The sequence below is a fragment of the Rhizobium sp. 25PS6 genome (genome assembly GCF_032464655.1).
In the GTDB taxonomy this organism is placed as follows: Bacteria; Pseudomonadota; Alphaproteobacteria; order Rhizobiales; family Rhizobiaceae; genus Rhizobium; species Rhizobium laguerreae.
On record NZ_JAWDIV010000002.1, the window covers coordinates 270,696 to 290,687 of the forward strand.

Consider the following 19,992-nt stretch of genomic DNA (forward strand, 5'->3'; position numbering starts at 1 on the left):
AAAGGCTTAGGCGTGGTCCTCCCGCCAAGTCTGAGCCAGAATGCGAAGCCAGTTTTCACGGGCGAGTTTTGCCAGGTCGGCGTCAGCATAGCCAACCTCTCTGAGAGCGGCAATCAGCTTCTGATTACCGGCTGCATCGCCGATTTCCTCGGGAATGGTGGCCCCGTCGAAGTCCGATCCGAGGGCCACGCAGTCGATGCCGATGCGGTTCACAAGATAGTCGATGTGGCGGATCATGTCGGCAAGCGGCGTGTCGCTGTCCGAGCGGCCGTCGGCACGCAGCATGGCGGTGGCATAATTGATGCCGACGAGCCCGCGGCTTTCGCGGATCGCATCGAGCTGCCTGTCCGTCAGGTTGCGCGCGACCGGCGTCAGGGCGTGGGCATTGGAATGGCTGGCGACCAGCGGCTGGTCCGTCTTCTTCGCCACGTCCCAGAAACCTTTCTCGGTGATATGGGCAAGGTCGATCAGGATACCAAGACGATTGCATTCCCTGACCAGCGCGAAGCCGGCATCGGTGAGGCCCGGCGCCGTGTCCGGCGACATCGGGAAGGCGAAGGGCACGCCGTGACCGAAGACATTGTGCCGGCTCCAGACCGGACCGAGCGACCGCAGCCCTGCCGCATAGAACACCTCGAGCGCCGAGAGATCGGCGCCGATCGCCTCGCAGCCTTCCATATGCATGACGGCGGCGAAAATGTCGTCCGCCATGGCGCTGCGGATATCCTTCACCGTCCGGCAGAGCCGCCAGGCGCCGGCCTGGTCGAGCCGCAGCGCGATCGCCGCCATTTCATTGGCAATGGCAAGCGAAGGCAGCGGATCGAGAGGGGCCGCCATCGGCGTCACATAGCGGCCGTCGGCATCCGGATCGGCGAAGACGAGATCGCCCGAAGGAATATAGATGGCGCAGAGACCGCCTGAAAGACCGCCCTCTCTAGCCCGATGCGCATCGATATGGCCGACCGTCGTGCCGTCTGCGAATTCCGAGATCGGGTCGCTGCCGTCTTTTGAATGGGTCCAGAGTCGAAGGAGAACGTCGTTGTGACCGTCAAATACGAATTGCATCTGTCTTCCTGCGCTGCCCTACTGGATAATTCCTTAAATCGGAATCGATTTAAGAACAAAATTATGCAGCATTCAAAGTGCTACAGCGCCGCACGTCTTTTCAGACGCGCGGCGCTGTAGAGGGCGAATGAAGCGGCCAGAATAGAAAAGCTGACGGAATTCGCCACCTCTTTTTTTAGAAAATGAAACGGGAGCCGAAGCTCCCGTAAAAAATCATCGCAGGCCAGAGATCAGTGTTTGCGGCGCTTCTTCTGTCTGTAGACGTCGATGACGACAGCCGCGACGATGATGAGGCCTTTGACGATCTCCTGGTAGTAGGCGTCGATCCTGAGGAAGGTGAAGCCTGAGGTCATGACGCCGAGGATGATGGTGCCGATGACAGTGCCGGTGATGCGCCCGACACCGCCGGTGAGCGAAGTGCCGCCGATGACGGTCGCAGCGATCGCGTCGAGTTCATATCCGACGCCCATGCTGGCCTGTGCGGTTTCCGCACGTGCCGCCGTGACGATACCGGCAAGACCTGCAAGCAATCCGGCAATCACATAGACCTTGACGAGATGCGCCTCGATGTTGATGCCAGAAACACGCGCGGCCTGCGGGTTCGCGCCGATGGCATAGGTGAATTTTCCATAGCGCGTATAGCGCAGCGCAATGTGAAAGATCAGCGCAACGACCAGGAAGACGACAACCGGCCAAGCTTTCGTTCCGATGAAATGAAACTGCTCGGTGACCCCGGAAACCGGCTGTCCCTTCGTATACCACTTCGCGACGCCTCTGGCCGAAACGAACATGCCAAGTGTTGCAATAAACGGCGGGATCTTCGTGTAGGCGATGAGCGCGCCGTTCGCGAGACCGGCGGCCGCCCCGATCAGCAGACCAACGACGATAGGTATGAAAGCCGGCAGGTCGGTCAGCGAGGGAAATACGGCCCGTCCCCAGGTCGAGGATTGGGCAAAGCTCGTTGCGATCATCGCCGTCATGCCGACGACCGAACCCGACGAAAGATCGATGCCGCCTGTAATGATGACCTGCGTGACGCCGACGGCGATGATGCCGATGACGGAGACCTGCAGGATCATGATGGTCAGACGCTGCGAATTCATCAGAAAGCTTTGGCCGATGAACATCCAGCCGAGCACTTCGTAGATGAGCGCGATGCCGACGAGCACGAGGAAAATGCTGAGCTCCGTCGGTATGCGCCGCCGCCTTTGCCGGGTTGCGAGCGGAGCCGCGCCCTCTGCTGCCTTGGTAGTCATGTCAAACCTCCCTTGGGCAATCGCCGTCAACGCATCACTGCGCAGCCAGCTCCATCACCTTGATCTGCGTTGCTTCATCGCGATTGAGGAAACCGGTCACGCGTCCCTCGTGCATAACCATGATGCGGTCGCTCATCCCGAGAACCTCGGGCATCTCGGACGAGATCATCACCACCGCCACACCGTCTCGCGCCATCTCTGTGACCAGCCGGTGGATTTCCGCCTTGGCGCCGACATCGATGCCGCGCGTCGGCTCGTCGAGGATGAGGATGCGCGGATTGGTGAGCAGCCAGCGCCCGATCAGCACCTTCTGCTGGTTGCCGCCCGAAAGATTTTCCACCCGCTCGTAAAGATTGGGCGTTTTCACGCGCAGCTTTTTTGCCATGTCTTCGCAAGTTGCCTCGACTGCGCCCTGCTGCACGAAGCCGCCCTTGACGTATCTGTCCTGCAGAACGGCGATCTGCATATTCTCGAGAATATCGAGGATCAGCAGACAGCCGGTGTCTTTCCGGTCTTCGGTCAGGAACGCCATCCGATTGCGGATGGCCTCGGTCGGCGAAGAAATGGTCACCGGCTTGCCGTAGAGCTCGATCGAGCCGGAGCTTGCCGGCGTCACACCAAACAGCGTTTCGGCGACATTCGACCGCCCGGAACCGACAAGACCGGCCACACCGAGAATCTCGCCGGCTCTGACCTCGAAGGAGACGTTGTTGAAGACGCCCTTCAGACACAGATCCTTGACGGAGAGCACGACCTCGCCGATCGGCACCTCTTCCTTGGGAAACATCTGGGTGATCTCGCGCCCGACCATCATGCGAATGATGTCGTCGCGGGTGACGTCGGTCGAGGCATGGGTGCCGATATATCGGCCGTCGCGGAAGACGGAGAACTCGTCGGCGATCTCGAAAAGCTCGTTCATCTTGTGGGTGATGTAGACGATGCCGATGCCCTGGGCCCTGAGGTCGCGGATAATACGGAAAAGATGCTCGACCTCACGCTCCGTCAGCGCCGAAGTCGGCTCGTCCATGATCAGCACGTCGGAATTATAGGAAACCGCCTTGGCGATCTCGACCATCTGCCGGTTGGCGACCGAGAGATGCCGGACCTCGATATCGGGATCGATAGCGATATTGAGCCGAGTAAACAGATCTTCGGTCATGCGGTGCATCACACCGTGATCGATGAAGCCGAGGCGGTTCTTCGGTTCGCGGCGAATCCAGATATTTTCGGCAACAGTCATGAACGGCATCAGGTTCAGTTCCTGATGGATCATAGCAATGCCATTCTCCAGCGCGTCGAGCGGAGATTTCAGCCGGATCTCGATCCCCTTCAGGCGAATATCGCCCTTATCGGGCGTGTAGATGCCGGCGAGGATCTTCATCAAGGTCGATTTGCCGGCGCCGTTTTCGCCCATCAGCGCATGCACGGAAGCGCGCTTCAGCCGGAACTGCACGTCGTCGAGTGCGACGACACCAGGAAATTCCTTGCGGACACCCTCGGCGCTCAAGAGATATTCCGCATTCGGGACGGCGCCGCTTGCACGAACGGCGGCCATGGTTGTCGGGCTGACGGCCATATCATCTCCTCCAGATACGGGTAGGCGAAAAGGATGCGGGCAAAGCCCGCATCCTGTGTGGCATTCGCCTCAGTTCTTAGCGACGAAGTCCTTGACGTTGGCAGGCGTGACGAGCTGGAAGGGAATGTAGACCTTCTTTTCGATCTTCTCGCCCTTGGCAAGCTTGAGCGCTGCATCGAGCGAGCCCTTGCCCTGGCCGGCGGCATCCTGGAACACCGTGACGTCGAGATCGCCCGCCTGCATGGCGGCGAGCGCGTCCTGCGTGGCGTCGACGCCGCCGACAACGACCTTGCTCATATCCTTGCCGGCCGCCTTCAGCGCCTGGATGGCGCCGATCGCCATTTCGTCGTTGTTGGAGATGACGGCGTCGAATTCAATGCCGCTGGAGAGCCAGTTGGTCATCAGGTCGGCGCCCTGGGTGCGGTCCCAATTGGCAGTCTGCTCTTCGACGATCTCGATGCCTTTGCACTCGTCTGTCTTGATGACGTCATGGACGTCCTGGGTCCGCATGCGCGCAGCCTGGTTGGAGAGCTCGCCCATGATGACGACGGCCTTGCCCTTGCCGCCGAGAATACGGCAGATTTCCTTGGTTTCCAGCGTGCCGGATTCCAGCTCGTTGGAAGCGACGAAGGCCTGCTTGTCCGGCAGCGTGTCGACGTTGACCGGCTGACGGTTGACGTAAACCAGCGGAATGCCGGCATCGGCCGCGAGCTTCGACATCGCCGTGGTCGCATCGGTATCGACAGGGTTGACGATGATTGCATCGACCTTGGAGGCGATGAAATTCTGGATCTGGCTCTGCTGCTTGGAAACGTCGTTCTGCGCGTCTTCGACCTGCAGCGTCACGCCGCTCAGTGTCTTTGCATAATCGGTCATGCCGTTGCGCAGAACGGTCAGAAAGTTGTCGTCGAATTTCGCCATCGAGACGCCGACGGTTTCCGCGTGAGCTACCGTCGACATGACGAGCGCCATCGCAGTGCCCAGGATAAACTTTTTCATTTTCACTTCCTCCACAAAGCGGTGCCCGGCTGCACCTCCTCACGCCGGAGCTCCAGGCATTTGCTCTGAAGCCGCAATTCCCCGCGCCACCTCTCCCGCGGCGCTCCGCAAAACGGAACAAACAAACCGTCGAATCCGTCCTGCGGAATATTCATTCCATTTTCTGGGAACGACGTCAAGTATCTTTAGCGGCGGCGAGATATGGATGAGAGCGCAATGCCATGCGAGGCTTCAGGACCGACGCCCGCATTGTCGGCGTTGTGAAAGACCAAACGAGCATCCATCTATGGGAGGGTCGAAGACGGGCTCACGGCCACAGACGCCTTCGACCTCTCGCCGCGACCCAATCATTTGAAGCTTTTGGAGACAGGACAGATGTCCATTTCGATGTATCGCCTCACCGTTCCGATGTTCCAGCGCGGCCTCGCCAGCCTGAAAACCTACCTCGACAAGGCCGAAGCCTATGCGAAGGAAAAGAATATCGATCCCATCATATTGGTCGCCGCTCGCCTGGCGCCCGACATGCTGCCGCTCTCCGGCCAGTATCAGCGCGCCAGCGACACCGCCAAATTTGCGCTCGCCCGCCTGACGGCGACCGAAGCCCCGAAGTTCGAGGATAACGAAACGACGTTCGAAGACCTTCGTGAGCGCCTGGCAAAGACTGAAGCCTATCTCGCCGGTTTCTCGGTGGAAGCACTGGAAGGCACAGAAACCCGCCAGATCACCCTGCCGGGAAAGAGTGGTATCGTGCTACCGGGTGACGAATATATCGCCACCTTCGCCCTGCCGAACTTCTATTTCCACGTCGCGACGGCCCACGCCATCCTGCGTAGCCAGGGTGCGCCGATCGGCAAACGCGATTATCTCGGCTAGACCACTGCATAATTCCTTAAATCGAGACCGATTTAAGGATAAAATTATGCAGCGATTCAAAGCGTTACAGCGTCCTTTGCGGGTCTGAAAAAGACGCGCGGCGCTGTAATATCAGGGCCGGTGCGTTACCGGCCCCCTTTCCGTCAGCTCGGTATAGGCGAGCGTCTGATCGAGATGGCATGCTCTGAGCGACAGCAGCTTCTCGGCATAATCGAGCCGTATCGCCGCATAGGCCGGATCCGCCGCGACATTGTCGAGTTCCATCGGATCGTCGGCAAGATTGAAGAGCAGCGGCGGCAAAGCGGTAAAATGCACATATTTGAACCGTGCGTCGCGGATCACCGCGAGATTGCATTCGTTGGACCGCAGCCGGAAATGACGCTCGGCCTCGCCATGCGCAATGTCGCGGAAATCGAATTCCCAGAATGCCGCATCCCGCCAGCCCTGTCCGCTCCCACCCCTGACAAACGGCATGAGCGACCGGCCATCGAGCCCGTTCTTCGCGTCGATGCCGAGCCTTTGGCAAAGTGTCGGAAAAATATCGGCAGCGCTGGTGAATTTGTCGACGACCCCACCCGCAGCACTGCTTGCGGGATCGCGTATGACAAGCGGTATATGATAGCCGCCGTCGAAGAAGCCGCCCTTGCCGAGCGTCCAGTGATCGCCCGCCATCTCGGCGTGATCAGAGGTGAAGACAATAAGCGTGTCGTCCCAGGCGCCCGCATCCTTGAGCGCCTGCCAGATGCGGTCGAGCTGCGCATCGACCTCTGATATCATGCCGTAATAGATCGCCCGGATCGCGGCGAAATCCTCGGCGTTCCAGCCGCTGAGCGGCCCCGTTGCGCCGCGGATGAAGTCGCCCCTGTCGGAGCGCGGCATGGCATAGGCGAGGTAGGGATGACTGTCCTGTTCGGCTTCGAAGTTTGCCGCACGGGCAAAAGCCGGTCCTTCGCCCGGCGGGAACATGCGGTTGAACGGCTCCGGCACGGAGAATGGCGGATGCGGCCGCAGGAAAGAGACATGCGCAAACCACGGCCTGTCCTGTTCGCCCATCCAGCGGATGAATTCGCCGGCCAGGAAAGCCGTCTGGGTCTCGTCGCGCGAATAAGCCGGCGCCGCATCGGAGATGTCTCCGGCTCTGGCACCGACCGGAATATGGATATCGCGGCTGACGGCATCCGCATGGCCGCGGGACCTGAGCCAGGAGAGCCATTGTCTTTCATGCTCGGGCAAAAGCTGGCGGGCCGTAAAGCCCGGCAGCACGCCTTCATAACTCGTCAGATGCGGATCCCTGGCATCCATCCCGCGCGGATCGGGCGCCGTATCCGTGTAGCCGAACAGCGTCGGGTCGTATCCTGCCCGCCGGGCGGCCAGCGCCAGATTGTCGAAGCGAGCATCGAGCGGCGAACCGTTGCGGCAGACGCGGTGGTTCATCTGATAGAGACCGGTATAGAGCGTGGCCCGCGCCGGTGAGCAGGGTGCCGCCCCGGCATAGTGCCGCCGGAAGAGCGTGCCTTCGCGCGCCAGCGCATCGACACCCGGCGTCTTTACGCAGGCATGGCCGACGGCCGACAGGCAATCACCGCGCCACTGGTCCGCCGTGATCAGCAGGATGTTCGGCCGGCGCACCTTGTCAATGCTGGTTGGACTTTGCATGCCAGTCCCAGGCGGAGCGGATGATCTCGGACAGATCATACTGCGGCACCCAGCCGAGCACGTCGCGCGCCTTGTCGTTATTGGCGACCAGCGTATGCGAATCGCCTTCGCGCCGGCCGATATATTCGACCGGGAAAGGCCGGTTCGACACGTCCTCGATCGCGCCGAGCAATTCCTTGACCGTCGTGCCGGTGCCGGTACCTAGATTGAGCGCGACGGAATCGCCGCCCTTCAGCAGATATTCGACGGCGCGCACATGCGCATCGGCGAGATCCAGCACATGGATATAGTCGCGCACACAGGTGCCGTCGCGGGTCTCGTAATCGCTGCCGAACACCTTGAAACCCTGGCGGCGGCCGAGGGCCGCGTCGATCGCCAGCGGTATCGCATGCGTTTCCGGCTGGTGCCATTCGCCGATCCGGCCCTCGAAATCGGCGCCGGCCGCATTGAAATAACGCAGCACCACCGAGCGCAGGCTCCTGTACTGGTCGTAATCGGCAAGCGCCTGCTCGACGATATATTTCGTCCGCCCGTAAGGATTGATCGGCACCTGCCGGTGCGTTTCGTCGAGCGGCACGCTCTGCGGCAGGCCGTAGGTCGCGCAGGTGGAAGAGAAGACGAAGGCGTTGATGCCGGCCGCCTGTGCCGCTGAGAGCAGCGTCAACGTGCCGATCACATTGTTCTCATAGAAGGCAATCGGATCCTTGACCGATTCGCCGACCTCGATCAGTGCCGCGAAATGCAGGATCGCCGCCGGCTTGTGCTTGGCCAGCACCTCATCCAGCCGGGCGCGATCGCGAATATCGCCTTCTTCGGCCGGTCCCCATCTGACGAACTCGCGATGGCCGTTCGAAAAATTGTCGAAGACGACAGGCGTATAGCCCTTGTTCGCCAGGTCGAGGCACGTATGCGAGCCGATATAGCCGGCGCCGCCGACGACAAGAACCGTTTCACCTGCCATGTACCACCCTTATTATTCAGTGAGAGATGGAAGAAACCTAGACGAGATACACGTCAATAAAAAGAAGGAACTGCGATCGGCGTCAACGGACAATACGTCAAATGCCGAAGCTACGCTCGACCGGGTGCAATCGGCCACCTGCGCAATTGTGTCGGATCAGGAAGAAACACATATTATTCGCGTGATTTGCGTGATTTGCATAGCGGCCCGATCTAAGGGGCTTGCACCACCATGTGATGATCAACGGTCCGCAGCCATCAGGCAGGGAGAGCGCAAATGAGGAAGGCATTGGTCGTTTGGGGCGGCTGGCAAGGCCATGAGCCGGAGCAATGCGCTCATATCGTCGCCGATCTGCTGCGCGAGGACGATTTTAGCGTCGAGGTGACCGGCGATCTCGGCGTGTTCGGATCGCCGACGCTGGCGAAAGCCGATCTGCTGGTGCCGATCATCACCGGCGAAAAGCTTGAGAAGGAGCATGCCGCTGGCCTCGTCGAAGCCGTGCGCGGCGGGCTCGGGCTTGCCGGCCATCACGGCGCGCTCGCCACGTCCTTCAAGGAAAGCGCGCCTTTCCGCTATGTCTCCGGCGTCACCTGGGTCGCCCACCCCGGCAACATCATCGACTTTCGCGTTGCCGTCACCCGCCAGGACGATCCCGTCATGGAGGGCATTCCCGATTTTGACTATCGTTCGGAGCAATATTATCTCCATTACGATCCGACCGTCGAAATCCTCGCGACCACCACCTTCACCGGCGCCTACGATCCGGCGGCCCGCAATGCGGTGATGCCCGTCGTCTTCAAGCGTCATTTCGGCGCCGGCCGCATCTTCTATTCCGCCCTCGGCCATGTCGCAGCCGAATTCGACCATCCTTACATGCCGCTCATCCTGCGGCGTGGCCTCAGCTGGGCCGCACGCCAGTAGCGCCAGAACGATCGCCCGCGGATGAGGATCGGCAACGATCCGGGCGATGTCGGCGGCTAAAGAACGCGGATCAGGCTGGAGGGCAGCCTCGCCTAATCGGCCGGCATGGGGCGGCCGCTTGCCGATCGTCTGCCCACGCCGCAACTTGCCCGGATGCAGGATCGCTTCTCTTTCTTCCCCGCCACCGCTGACCGCCTGCCCGATATAGAAGCGGTCTTCGACGATTGCGCCGACGGCCGGAATTGTCGCTGCGCCTACTGGTATCTTCCGAATGCCGACTACAAGACCGGATGGGGCGAGGGGAATCGCAACTGGTTCCGCAGCCTCCTCACCGAACCGCGCCCGCCCGGCATTCTCGGCTATTGTGAAAATGAGCCAGCCGGATGGTGCGGTGTCGCGCCGCGCGTCGTGTTCGACCGGCTGCGCCGTTCAAAGCCCTTTGCTCCAGTCGATGACAGGCCGGCCTGGTCGATCAATTGCTTCATCGTCCGTAAGGCGTTCCGGCAGCAGGGATTATCGCGACTATTGCTGAAATATGCCGTCGAATTTGCGGCGGCAAACGGAGCCGAATGTCTCGAGGCCTATCCCGTCGACCAGGCTGCCCGTGCTTCGAACGGAGCCGAGCTTTATCCGGGAACGCTCTCGATGTTTCTGGATGCCGGTTTCACCGAAGTGGCAAGACGCCTGCCGGCAAGACCGGTCGTTCGCCTGGAATGCCGCTGAATATTTCGGCAACCCAGAGATTGATAATATGGCTTAGCGGGCCGCCTTGATCTGCCGGTCGTTCTCCAAGGCGGGAGCCGCTTCGTCATAGATCCGCATCAGCCGCCCGGCTGCCTTGAGCTTCTCGATGAGGTCGTTTCCATCAGGCGAGGCCTTCGTCAGCTCCATCTGCTCGAACTCCCTCAGCGCCTGCGCCCAATGGCTTTCCCCACGCCCATCCGGCCTGCCTTCCGATTCCCATAGTGAATAAGCGCGCTGGCTGACCCAGGCGTCTCTATTATGACTCATAATCAACCCCAGCGAGAAATTTGGAAGCAATATTCGACAGGCAACAAGGTGCCAAAACCGGCTTTAGGAGTCGTTACGAGGCAGCGTTAGTTTTTAGCTAATCCGAGGTGCCGAGAGATTATTCCGTGCACACATTCCCGGACCTTGGCCTCGTACCGCCTCCAGGGTAGTGTCACCCGCAGAAGCGACAGCGATGACCGATGGCAGCCAAGACAACACTCAATGCGAAGAATCTCGAATCCCTCGGTGCGCAGCGCCTTGCCGAGCTGCTGATCGAGGTCAGCATGGGCAGCGCTGCCCACAAGCGACGGCTTCGAATGGAGCTTGCCGGCAATCACGGCAGCGAGGAGGTGGCGCGTGAGGTGCGAAAGCGGCTTGCCAGCATTGCCCGCGCCCGCACCGTCATCAACTGGCGCAAAGTGAAAGCGCTGAAGAACGATCTCGAAACCCAGCGCAAGACGATCGCAGAAACGGTTGCCGCCGATGATCCCCAGGAGGCGTTCGAACTGATATGGCAGTTCCTCGCACTGGCGAATCCGATCTTTGAAAGATCCAGCGACAGCAGCAGTTCTCTCATCCAAAGTTTTCATCAGGCTTGCAAGGATGCTGCCGCAATCGCCGCGTCCGCCAGGATCGACTCCAATGTTCTGGCCGAGAAGGTGTTCAAAGCCGTGCAAGACGATGGTTACGGCCAGTACGAGAGCCTCATTGCGGCGATGGCGCCAGCCCTCGGCAAGGATGGTCTCGATTGCCTGAAAACGCTCTTCGTCCAATGGTCCAAGGAACCGAAAGACAAGCCGGCCAGGGATGAGCGCAAGGTCATCGGCTGGGGCAGCGCAAGCCCCCTTTACGAAGATGAGATCTTCGGCACGCACCGGGATCTGACGGTGCGCATAGCCTTGCAGGAAATTGCCGACGCCCAGGGCGATGTTGATGCCTACATCGCCCATCACCCTGAGAAAACGCGCAGGATGCCGATAACGGCGGCCGACATCGCCAATCGTCTGGTCTCGGCCGGCCGGGCGAAGGAAGCACTTGAGGTACTGAATGAGGTCGATGCGACAGGCCGGGCCGACATGCCATTCGAATGGCAGCTCGCGCGCGTCGAGACGCTCGAGGCCTTGGGGCAGCAGGAGGAGGCTCAAACCTATAGATGGACGTGTTTCGAGCAGTCGCTGCACGACCAGCATCTCCGCGCCTTCCTCAAGCGACTGCCGGATTTCGACGATCTGGAGGCGGAGGAGAAGGCATTCGCCCATGCCCAGGCTTTCCCGGACGTCCACCAGGCGCTTACATTTTTTCTGAATTGGCCGGCACCGGCAGAGGCAGCAAAACTCGTGATGAGGCGGAAGGCGGAACTGGATGGCAATCTCTATGAGCTGATGCCGCTGGCGGTCGAAGCTCTGGCGGAGAAACATCCGCTCGCGGCAACCATCGCCTTACGCTCCATGATCGACTTCGCGCTCGATAGCGGCCGGTCCAGCCGCTATAAGTACGCGGCGAGGCATCTTGCGGACTGCGCATCGCTTGCGCCTCATATCGATGACTTCGGCAACGCAAGATCCCATGACATCTATGTCGCAGAACTTAAGCGCCGGCACGGCAAGAGGCATGGCTTCTGGAGCCTGGTGACCTAAATCGCTTCAGACATCTCACCTTCGGAGGAATTCCATGACCACCAGCGCCTGGCACGCCGATCCACTGACTTGGGGCAATGGACCCCGCATCTTCGAAGCCTTTCTGGAGCCGACTTGCCCCTATTCGGTCAAAGCGTTCAAAAAGTTCGATGATCTGCTGAGCCAGGCCGACGAAGACAAGATCACCGTGAAGATCCGCCTGCAGTCGCAACCTTGGCATATGTATTCGGGCGTCCTCGTCCGCGGCATCATCGCAGCCTCGACGCTGGAAGGTGGCAAGGAAACTGCAAAGCAGGTGATATCAGCCATCGCCGCCCATCGCGAGGAGTTCGAATTCGAGCGTCATGCCGGCGGCCCGAATATGGATGTGACGCCGAACCAGATCGTCGAGCGCCTGGAAGCCTACAGCGGCGTCAAGCTGAAGGAAGCCTTCGCAATTCCGGATCTCGATCGGGAGATCAAATGGCACTGCAAATATGCCCGCCAGAACGGCATCCATGTCTCGCCAACCTTCATGATCGACGGGCTGGTGCAGCCCGACATGAGCAGCGGCGACGAAGTTGGAGCCTGGGTGAAGAAGGCGCTGGGCAATTGACGCTGGCCGTGTGCCAGAGACTATCAAGCTGAGCCGTCTCGCCGATGTCCTTATCGTGTTCGCATGGGGAATGGAGTCAGTAATCAATCTGGGCTAATTGGCTTTTTAAGGCATTGCTGATGAACTGCCGTCATGACAAAGCCGCCCCGCAAGCCTTCCAAGCCGCTGCTCGGTGAAGCCTATGAGCCGCTCCGCAGCCGACCGCGCCGGCGGCAAGATCCCGCTCAGCCTAATCCCCCTCTCGATCCGATGACGGCGCGTATCACGCCGCGTCGGGGGTCGGGGAGGGCACGGTTTCAAATGACGGACGACCCGGAATTGACCCGGGCCGAAGGTCAGCAATGTCAGCAGCAGACGACCGGCCGGGACATGGCTGCTCGCTACTATCTGAGCCTCGACACGGCGATCTTGCTGGGGATCCTGTTTATTGCGATCGTCTTCAGGTTCCACAAGATCACCTTGCCGCTGGTCGACGGCTTCAGCTGGCGCGAGATAAGCACCGCAATGATGGCCGACAATTTCCAGCAGCGCAGCTGGAACATCTTCTTTCCGGAGGTCAACTGGACCGGGCCCGGGCCAAGCTATCAGGGCCGCGAGTTCCAGATCGTCAGCTATCTCACGGCCTTGCTCTACCAACTCTTCGGCTGGCAGGACTGGTTCGGCCGCGTGGTTGCGGCCTTCTTCGGTCTGGTGACGGTGTTTTCGCTGCATCGGCTGACGGCACTATGCTGGGGCGAGATGCACGCCCACGCGGCGGCACTTGCCTACGCGCTGATGCCGGCGGCGATCATGATCGACAGCTCGTTTCTTCCCGATCCCGCGATGCTGGCCTTGGTCACTCTTGGCGTCTGGCTGTTCGCCAAATACTGGGCCGGCGGCAGCGGCTGGCTCTTGCCTCTCGCCACGGTCAGCTTCTCGCTCGGCGTGCTGTCAAAGCCACCCGGCATCGCGGCCGGCACCGCCATCTTCTATCTGATGGTCTGCTGGATTCGGGAGAAGAAGCAAAAGCAGGCGACCTGGGTCTTCCTGTCGGGGCTTTTGAGCCTGGCCATCATCGGCGCTTACTTCAGCTGGGCGATTTACCTCGGCCGCAGCTATCCGCCGTTTCATGTCGCCGGCACCGGCGGCTATATCTGGGATGACGGCTTCTGGACTTATGTCAGGGACAGATTCTACTTCAAATCCTTGTGGAACACCTCGGTCTTGTGGTTCTACGGCTATCCGTTCCTGGTGCTGCTGGCCGTCGGCTTGTGGATGCCGCCCAGCCGCGCCGAAGACCCGAAGCAGCGCAGCCTTTCGGCCATTCCCTATGTGTGGCTGGCTGCGGCCATCATCCTCTATCTGGCGGCGGCGGGCGAGATTACCAGCAATGTGTGGAACTTCCATATCTTCCATGTGCCGATCGCGATGTTCTGCGGCCACGGCGCGCTTCTTCTGGCAACGCTTGGGTCAAAAACCGTTCTGACGCCGGCGGTGGTGCTTCGCTCGATCTTCATCGTGGCCATCGCGCTTGCCTGGTCGACCTTGCCCCTCGTCAGGACGATGAAGAAGCCAATCGCCATGAACGGCAAGCTGCTCGGTGAGGAACTGGCGCGGTTGGCACAACCGGGCGACCTCGTCGTCGCCATCGCGCCCGAGGTCGGCGATCCCGTCGCAGTCTACTACAGCAGGGCGCGCGGCTGGGTGTTCCCGCCTGGCGGAGGCGATGCGGAATGGTCGAAATTCGTTGCCGATGACGCCACTGCGATCGCGCAGCTCGAGGAACTGCGCGCGCAGGGCGCGGATCTGTTCGGCGTGGCCAAGAATGCCACCGACAAGGAGGGCCGGCTGTTCATCGAGCATCATGATGGGGTTATCGACCATCTGGACAGGACCGCAACCAAACTTGCGGATCTGAATAATTTGCTGGTCTATAGGATCACCCGTCCATGAGAACCGAGACGGTCTGGCATCCATGTCTCGCCGACCTTCATGATCGACGGGCTGGTGTAAGCCGACATGAGCTAGCGGCGATGAGGTTGGAGTCTGGGGGATGAAGGCGCTGGGCAACTGAAGCTGGCCGAGTGCCGGAGGCTATCTCCCCCGCTTATTTGTCTGCTGCCAGTTCTCGACCGCCATGAATATCATGTGTCGCGATCTTCCCAATCCGCTTACTCCCTGGTTCAAGACTGGTTTCGCAAGCCAAACAGCCATGTAGACATGTAGCTGCGTGCCACGCCGCCGGACCCAGGCTTGCCAGCGGCCTCTGAGTTTTCGGATCGTCCGCCATCTGGTCTCCAATAACTTCGTGACGACCTGCATAGTGCGCCTCTGGAAGCGTATTCGCAAAACCCCGCTCCGGTCACGACCTTGTGTCAGCAGGGTTCATTCGGTAGAATTGGGGCCGGCAATCTACAGCGGCGGGTGAAGGTTCGAACATGTAGGTCATTGGGAACTCGATCCCGGCGACGCACCGAAATTCCGCTCGTAACGCCTTCGGACAAGTTGACCATGACTGGCGTCGACGAGCGGCTTCTCGAAAGCAAGATGATCCAGATCGAGCAGGCTCGATCCTGGAGCCCGCGCGTGATCTCTAAGTTCGAAGCGCTGATCAGGGACGGCAACGATCTCTCCCTTTATCGTGTCAATCCGCTGGCGTTCGCACGTGACCGCGCGATAACTGACGCGGAATCCATTGACCTGTTTCTCCATGCCACCCGGTGTGGCCTGTTCGAGATGACCTGGGATGTGCTTTGTCCCCAATCTGGAATGGTGCTCGACAGCTTCGGCGCCTTGCGCACGCTCAAGACCCATTATGTCTGTGGCTTGTGCGACGTATCGGGCGAAACCGACCTCGATGACTTCATCGAAGTTACGTTCTCCGTGTCGCCGCATCTTCGGCGGCTGCCGTTTCATGATCCCGACTCGCTCTCGGTCGAAGACTTCCACTGGAAGCTTCGCTTCGCCAACGACGGCAAGCTGCCCGGCCAGCAAGCTCGATTTCTCGACTACCTGCGCGGACTGGTCCGAGGCCTCACTTATCTGCCGCCGAGCTCGAGCGTCACGCTACGGGCGGAGCTGGGTCCTGGTGTTCTCTCCGGCGTGAATGTCCAAACGCAAGCCGCCTTCATGACGCCGATATCAGGTGAGCCGGCCACAGCGCCGACGCTGCTGCGGGTCAGGTATGATGGGCAACGCTTTTCCCCGGCGTTGGCCGTTTTACCGCCGGGTCCTTGTATTATCGAGGTGGAAAATACAGGACCCGTTCGTGGCTCGCTGCTTTTGATAAACTGGCCGCCCGACGTGGCAGCCCTGACAATCAAGCCGCAGCTCGAATTCGAGCCGTATATCTCCGGCGGGATGTTGCTGGCAAGGCAGACCTTCAGGCGCCTGTTCCGGTCCGAGCGAGTCGACGAGCGGGAAGGGCTCGGCATTCGCCAAGTGACTTTCCTCTTCACAGACCTGAAAGGTTCAACGGCTCTCTATGAGCGCCTGGGCGACCTCAACGCCTACGCCTTGGTGAGGGAGCATTTTGCTCTCCTCGAATTGACGGCGCAGCAACATTCCGGCGCCATCGTAAAGACGATCGGCGACGCGGTGATGGCCGTCTTCTCTCGTCCAACAGACGCAGTTTCGGCGGCATTGGGGATCTTAAAGGAAATCGAGCGTTTCAATCGCGAACATGGCGAGCCGGGCATCATCATCAAAATCGGCGCACACTGCGGCCCATCGATAGCTGTCACACTAAACGATAATCTCGACTATTTTGGTCAGACCGTAAATGTTGCCGCACGCGTGCAATCTCTGGCAGACGCCGGCGAGATTTGTATCTCGGAAGCGCTCTATACGGCGCCAGGTGTCATTCATCTTCTGACCAGCCACCATGTCGTGGAGTTTGGTTCCTCACTCCACGGAGTTGAGGGCAATGCTTCCGTCTATCGCATCATCAACGGGCCATAACCACCTGCGTCGGACTCTTGGGAACGGGTTGCTTCAGCCGCGCCGCAGATGTGGCCCTGCAATCGAATGTGACGCACGCTAAAACCGCACGTTTTCGCACGTGCTATATTTCCATGATATTTGGTTTATGGCGGAGAGGGTGGGATTTGAACCCACGATACCCTTGCAGGTATGCCGCATTTCGAGTGCGGTGCATTCGACCACTCTGCCACCTCTCCGCGGTCTGGTCGGCGCTTGTTCGGCGCGGGCGTTCTCATAACGGGCAAATGACAGGCTGGCAAGCCGAAAAGTCGAACCATTCCATCCTTTTGCCTTGACACTTTTTTGCCACTCGGCTATCTCGGCTGCGCAATAGGTTTGGAGAAATCCGCGCCTAGCTTGTCCTGCGCTTGCGCGGGGCTTCACCGGCAGGAAGAGTTCGAGGATTAGACCTCTGAAATCCCTGCTTAACTTCGACTGATAAAAAGACGGCCACCTTGCTCAATCGGCGAGGAGAGCTGGAACGAACATGAAAGGATAAAAAATGTTCGCAGTCATCAAGACCGGCGGTAAACAGTACCGTGTGGCAGCCAACGACGTGCTGACCATCGAAAAGCTGGAAGCCACCGCTGGCGACTCCATTGAATTCACCGAAGTGCTCGTGATCGGCGAAGGCGCCGACGCTGCGATCGGTGCGCCCTTCGTTACCGGCGCCTCTGTCAAGGCAGAAGTCGTCGAACAGAACCGCGGCAAGAAGGTCATCGCCTTCAAGAAGCGCCGCCGTCAGAATTCGAAGCGTTCGCGCGGCCATCGTCAGCATCACACGGTCGTCCGTATCACGGACATCGTGGCTGCCAAGTAAGATCAACGGGACAAGGTTTAAAGGAGAACTCCAATGGCACACAAAAAAGCTGGCGGTTCATCGCGCAACGGTCGCGATTCTCAGTCCAAGCGCCTTGGCGTGAAGAAGTTCGGCGGCGAAGCCGTCATCGCAGGCAACATCATCGTGCGTCAGCGCGGTACTGAGTGGCATCCGGGTTCCAACGTCGGCCTCGGCAAGGATCACACGATTTTTGCGCTTACCGCCGGCAATGTGAACTACCGAACCAAGGCCAACGGTCGCGTCTACGTGTCTGTCATGCCGAAAGCGGAAGCAGCGGAATAAGCCGGTAGCGCTCAAAAACAGCCGGCGTCTCATCGACCCGGCTGGCCGTATCAGGTTCAGTCTAGAAAACAGGGGAGATGGGGCGCCATCTCCCCTTTTTCTTTACCCCTCAAGGAGGACTGAACCATGCAAGGCGAATTGTTAAGGGTAGACCAATCACGGTCTCCCCGGGAAGACCAGCGGTCTTCCACCGAGCGGCTGAGGCCGGAACGGTTAAGGACCGATTGCCCTGTCTTGTTATCGGAAAGGCTCGTCATGCGCGCGCCCCACGAAGAAGACATCGACGCCCTTGCCCATCTCGCCAACAACGCCAAAGTCGCCACCATGGTATCGCGTATGCCGCACCCTTATACCGCCGATGATGCTGCCGACTTCGTGCGTCGCACGAAAAATGGCGAGATTGGCAAGTGCGTCTATGCGATCACCAAAGCCGAAAACGGCGCCTTTATCGGCTGCTGTGGTGTTGAGCCGCAGACAGACGGCAAGACCGTCGAGATCGGCTACTGGCTGGGCGAGCCCTATTGGAACAAGAGTTATGCGACCGAGGCCTGCCATGCCCTGGTCGATATGGTGTTCAGGACCCGTCAGGACGTCGATCAGATCGACGCCCGTTGCCGGGTGATGAACGTCGCCTCGCGCCGCGTCATCCAGAAGTGCGGCTTCCAGTTCCAGGGTTCGGGGCTCGCCGCATCGCTGGCGCTCGGCAGCAACGTGCCGGTCGAATGGTACAGGCTCGACCGCAAGACCTGGATGTCCCTCCGAAGCTGGGGGAACATCGCATGAGCACGACTGCGCTGCAAAGGCCAGAGGTCAAGCCGATGATGCCCGGCCCTGCGCCGGTTATCTCGACCGCCCGGCTGACGCTCCGCCCCCACAGGCTGAGCGATGCGCCTGATATCGCGGAATCGCTTTCCGATTTCGCGGTCACGCGCATGCTGTCCCGCGTACCCGCGCCGTTCGACCGGCAGGATGCTCTGGACTGGCTGATCCCGGTCACCTCGGGCACCCTGCCCGACTGGCCGCTGGCGATTACCGGCAAGGACGATGTCCATATCGGTAACGTCTCGATCGAGTTGCGCCACGGTCGCTGGCACCTCGGCTACTGGCTGAACCGCTACTACTGGCGGCGCGGCTATATGAGCGAGGCGGTGACGGCGATCATCGAGCGTTTCTCGCGCCGCATGCCGGAGACGCCTGTTCATTCCGGCGTCTTTGCCGACAACCCGGCTTCGCTGCGATTGCAGGAGAAGCTCGGATTCCGCATGACGGGTTGCGGCGAAATCTATTGTTTCGCCCGCAACACCATGGTGTCGCACATCGAGACCGTGCTGCAGCCGGGCACGCTGCAGCCGCGAAAAGTGGCCTGACTGATCAAACTCGAGACGCCGCCGCATCGGCGGCGTCTCCTTCAATCGCCGATCTCGACCCATACGGGGAAATGATCGGAACCGACGGACTGCGTATCGATCCGGGCGGATTTCAACCGGCTCTGCAGGCCGCAACTGACGAAGCAGTAATCGAGATGCATGCGTTTGCCGCGATCTTCGGGATCCATCCAGCTGTAGCTCTCCGGAGAGTAGGCCTCCAGCGCCGCAAAGGCGTCGACCGGCGTGCCGATTCTGGCGACACGGCCGTAATATCCGCCGCCAGCCCCAGCAAGCGCGCAATATTCCGGCGATTCCGGCTCCATGTTGAAATCGCCCATGATGACATAATCCTCCGGCAGCGGCGGCTCCAGCAGGTCGAATTCACCACCCCCCGTCAGCGAACCACCCTCCTGGACGAACGCATTGATATGGGCATTCAGAAATTGCAGCTGTCGGATGCGCTCGTCGGCCGAGACATGGTCGAGATGGACGGAGTAGACGCGGATCGCGCCGGCGGGTGCGTCGATCACCGCCTCGATCGCGCCGCGCTGCAGGTTGATCTTGCCGATCGTGCGGCTGCGCGGCAGAAGCAGCGTTCGGGTCGAGACGATCGGCCAGCGCGACAGCACCATGTTGCCGAACTGGAATCGTGTGCCGCGCAACGGCCGGAGCCCGTCTTCATCAGCTTCGACATGCATGTCGCAGGCTGGCCCATACACCCAGAAATAGTCGGGAAAGAGGGCTGCAATATCGGCCGCCATGTCGGCAAAACCGTTGCGGGAGAAGCCGCGGGTCACCTCCTGCAGCGCGATGACATCGGCCCCCACGAGACTCCGGGCAATGCGCGCCAGATCGTATCTGCCGTCGAGACCGAAGCCGTACTGTATGTTATAGCTCGCAAAATTCACGATAATCTTTGACCTCCGTCGGAACCGCCTATAACGAATGGGCCAAGACGGGCCGTCCAACCGCCACTGAATATTGGAAGTAAA

Annotated in this window: 19 protein-coding genes, 1 tRNA gene and 1 pseudogene; 12 read left to right on the top strand and 9 right to left on the bottom strand. The window is 60.1% G+C overall.

What is annotated here, in order from left to right:
• Positions 1-6 precede the first annotated feature (6 nt).
• The 4 genes from RWK44_RS03905 to RWK44_RS03920 all read right to left on the bottom strand — a co-directional run bounded on the left by RWK44_RS03905 (position 7) and on the right by RWK44_RS03920 (position 4,896).
• On the bottom strand, positions 7-1,065 hold the full coding sequence (locus RWK44_RS03905; protein ID WP_027668555.1) for a dipeptidase: 1,059 nt from the start codon (positions 1,063-1,065) through the stop codon (positions 7-9).
• Between the two features lie 230 nt (positions 1,066-1,295).
• Entirely contained in the window at positions 1,296-2,321 is a 1,026-nt protein-coding gene (locus RWK44_RS03910) for an ABC transporter permease (protein WP_131665134.1), read from the bottom strand.
• A gap of 34 nt (positions 2,322-2,355) precedes the next feature.
• Positions 2,356-3,897, bottom strand: a complete 1,542-nt coding sequence (locus tag RWK44_RS03915) for a sugar ABC transporter ATP-binding protein (protein WP_168255994.1) — start codon at positions 3,895-3,897, stop codon at positions 2,356-2,358.
• Between the two features lie 69 nt (positions 3,898-3,966).
• On the bottom strand, positions 3,967-4,896 hold the full coding sequence (locus tag RWK44_RS03920) for a sugar ABC transporter substrate-binding protein (protein ID WP_221999485.1): 930 nt from the start codon (positions 4,894-4,896) through the stop codon (positions 3,967-3,969).
• 375 nt (positions 4,897-5,271) lie between these two features.
• Between RWK44_RS03920 and RWK44_RS03925 the strand changes: the two genes are divergently transcribed.
• Positions 5,272-5,769, top strand: a complete 498-nt coding sequence (locus RWK44_RS03925) for a DUF1993 domain-containing protein (protein WP_316028384.1) — start codon at positions 5,272-5,274, stop codon at positions 5,767-5,769.
• A gap of 111 nt (positions 5,770-5,880) precedes the next feature.
• On the opposite strand, the gene RWK44_RS03930 is transcribed toward RWK44_RS03925, so the two are convergent.
• Together RWK44_RS03930 and galE are read right to left on the bottom strand one after the other, a co-directional pair.
• A complete protein-coding gene (locus RWK44_RS03930; protein WP_316028385.1) occupies positions 5,881-7,425 on the bottom strand; it encodes an alkaline phosphatase family protein in 1,545 nt (514 codons plus the stop codon).
• Positions 7,403-8,386 (bottom strand): UDP-glucose 4-epimerase GalE, encoded by a 984-nt coding sequence (gene galE / locus RWK44_RS03935; RefSeq protein WP_316028386.1) that lies wholly within the window; start codon positions 8,384-8,386, stop codon positions 7,403-7,405. Before galE ends, RWK44_RS03930 begins: the two co-directional genes overlap by 23 nt.
• Before the next feature lie 276 nt (positions 8,387-8,662).
• Here galE and RWK44_RS03940 point away from each other — a divergent pair, with 276 nt between their 5' ends.
• Both RWK44_RS03940 and RWK44_RS03945 read left to right on the top strand, forming a co-directional pair.
• Positions 8,663-9,307, top strand: coding sequence for a ThuA domain-containing protein (locus RWK44_RS03940; RefSeq protein WP_222007041.1), 645 nt, complete (start codon positions 8,663-8,665; stop codon positions 9,305-9,307).
• A 153-nt stretch (positions 9,308-9,460) separates the two neighbouring features.
• On the top strand, positions 9,461-10,030 hold the full coding sequence (locus tag RWK44_RS03945) for a GNAT family N-acetyltransferase (RefSeq protein ID WP_316028425.1): 570 nt from the start codon (positions 9,461-9,463) through the stop codon (positions 10,028-10,030).
• Between the two features lie 33 nt (positions 10,031-10,063).
• Here RWK44_RS03945 and RWK44_RS03950 read toward each other — a convergent pair whose 3' ends face one another.
• Entirely contained in the window at positions 10,064-10,318 is a 255-nt protein-coding gene (locus tag RWK44_RS03950; protein WP_168321302.1) for a DUF2934 domain-containing protein, read from the bottom strand.
• A gap of 200 nt (positions 10,319-10,518) precedes the next feature.
• Between RWK44_RS03950 and RWK44_RS03955 the strand changes: the two genes are divergently transcribed.
• The 5 genes and pseudogenes from RWK44_RS03955 to RWK44_RS03975 all read left to right on the top strand — a co-directional run bounded on the left by RWK44_RS03955 (position 10,519) and on the right by RWK44_RS03975 (position 16,489).
• The gene (locus RWK44_RS03955) at positions 10,519-11,955 is read left to right on the top strand and encodes a DUF6880 family protein (protein ID WP_316028387.1); all 1,437 of its coding nucleotides are present in this window, start codon (positions 10,519-10,521) and stop codon (positions 11,953-11,955) included.
• A 34-nt stretch (positions 11,956-11,989) separates the two neighbouring features.
• Complete coding sequence (locus RWK44_RS03960; RefSeq protein WP_316028388.1) at positions 11,990-12,550, top strand: DsbA family protein; 561 nt, start codon at positions 11,990-11,992, stop codon at positions 12,548-12,550.
• A 300-nt stretch (positions 12,551-12,850) separates the two neighbouring features.
• Positions 12,851-14,482: an ArnT family glycosyltransferase gene (locus tag RWK44_RS03965; protein WP_316028389.1), complete on the top strand. Its 1,632-nt coding sequence runs from the start codon at positions 12,851-12,853 to the stop codon at positions 14,480-14,482.
• A 6-nt stretch (positions 14,483-14,488) separates the two neighbouring features.
• A pseudogene (locus RWK44_RS03970) lies at positions 14,489-14,603 on the top strand (thioredoxin); the annotation flags it as partial.
• A 437-nt stretch (positions 14,604-15,040) separates the two neighbouring features.
• Entirely contained in the window at positions 15,041-16,489 is a 1,449-nt protein-coding gene (locus tag RWK44_RS03975) for an adenylate/guanylate cyclase domain-containing protein (protein WP_131665124.1), read from the top strand.
• Positions 16,490-16,617: 128 nt separating this feature from the next.
• On the opposite strand, the gene RWK44_RS03980 is transcribed toward RWK44_RS03975, so the two are convergent.
• A tRNA-Ser gene (locus RWK44_RS03980) sits at positions 16,618-16,707 on the bottom strand.
• Between the two features lie 305 nt (positions 16,708-17,012).
• On the opposite strand from RWK44_RS03980, the gene rplU reads away from it, so the two are divergent.
• The 4 genes from rplU to RWK44_RS04000 all read left to right on the top strand — a co-directional run bounded on the left by rplU (position 17,013) and on the right by RWK44_RS04000 (position 19,000).
• The gene (gene rplU / locus RWK44_RS03985; protein ID WP_003543907.1) at positions 17,013-17,330 is read left to right on the top strand and encodes a 50S ribosomal protein L21; all 318 of its coding nucleotides are present in this window, start codon (positions 17,013-17,015) and stop codon (positions 17,328-17,330) included.
• A gap of 33 nt (positions 17,331-17,363) precedes the next feature.
• On the top strand, positions 17,364-17,633 hold the full coding sequence (gene rpmA, locus RWK44_RS03990; RefSeq protein WP_003543909.1) for a 50S ribosomal protein L27: 270 nt from the start codon (positions 17,364-17,366) through the stop codon (positions 17,631-17,633).
• 126 nt (positions 17,634-17,759) lie between these two features.
• Positions 17,760-18,416, top strand: coding sequence for a GNAT family N-acetyltransferase (locus RWK44_RS03995; protein WP_131665123.1), 657 nt, complete (start codon positions 17,760-17,762; stop codon positions 18,414-18,416).
• Positions 18,413-19,000: a GNAT family N-acetyltransferase gene (locus RWK44_RS04000; protein WP_026160055.1), complete on the top strand. Its 588-nt coding sequence runs from the start codon at positions 18,413-18,415 to the stop codon at positions 18,998-19,000. The genes RWK44_RS03995 and RWK44_RS04000 overlap by 4 nt, the downstream gene beginning before the upstream one ends.
• Positions 19,001-19,041: 41 nt before the next feature.
• Here the strand turns inward: RWK44_RS04000 and RWK44_RS04005 are convergent, their stop codons facing one another.
• Positions 19,042-19,908, bottom strand: a complete 867-nt coding sequence (locus tag RWK44_RS04005; RefSeq protein WP_131665122.1) for an endonuclease/exonuclease/phosphatase family protein — start codon at positions 19,906-19,908, stop codon at positions 19,042-19,044.
• Between the last annotated feature and the right edge of the window lie 84 nt (positions 19,909-19,992).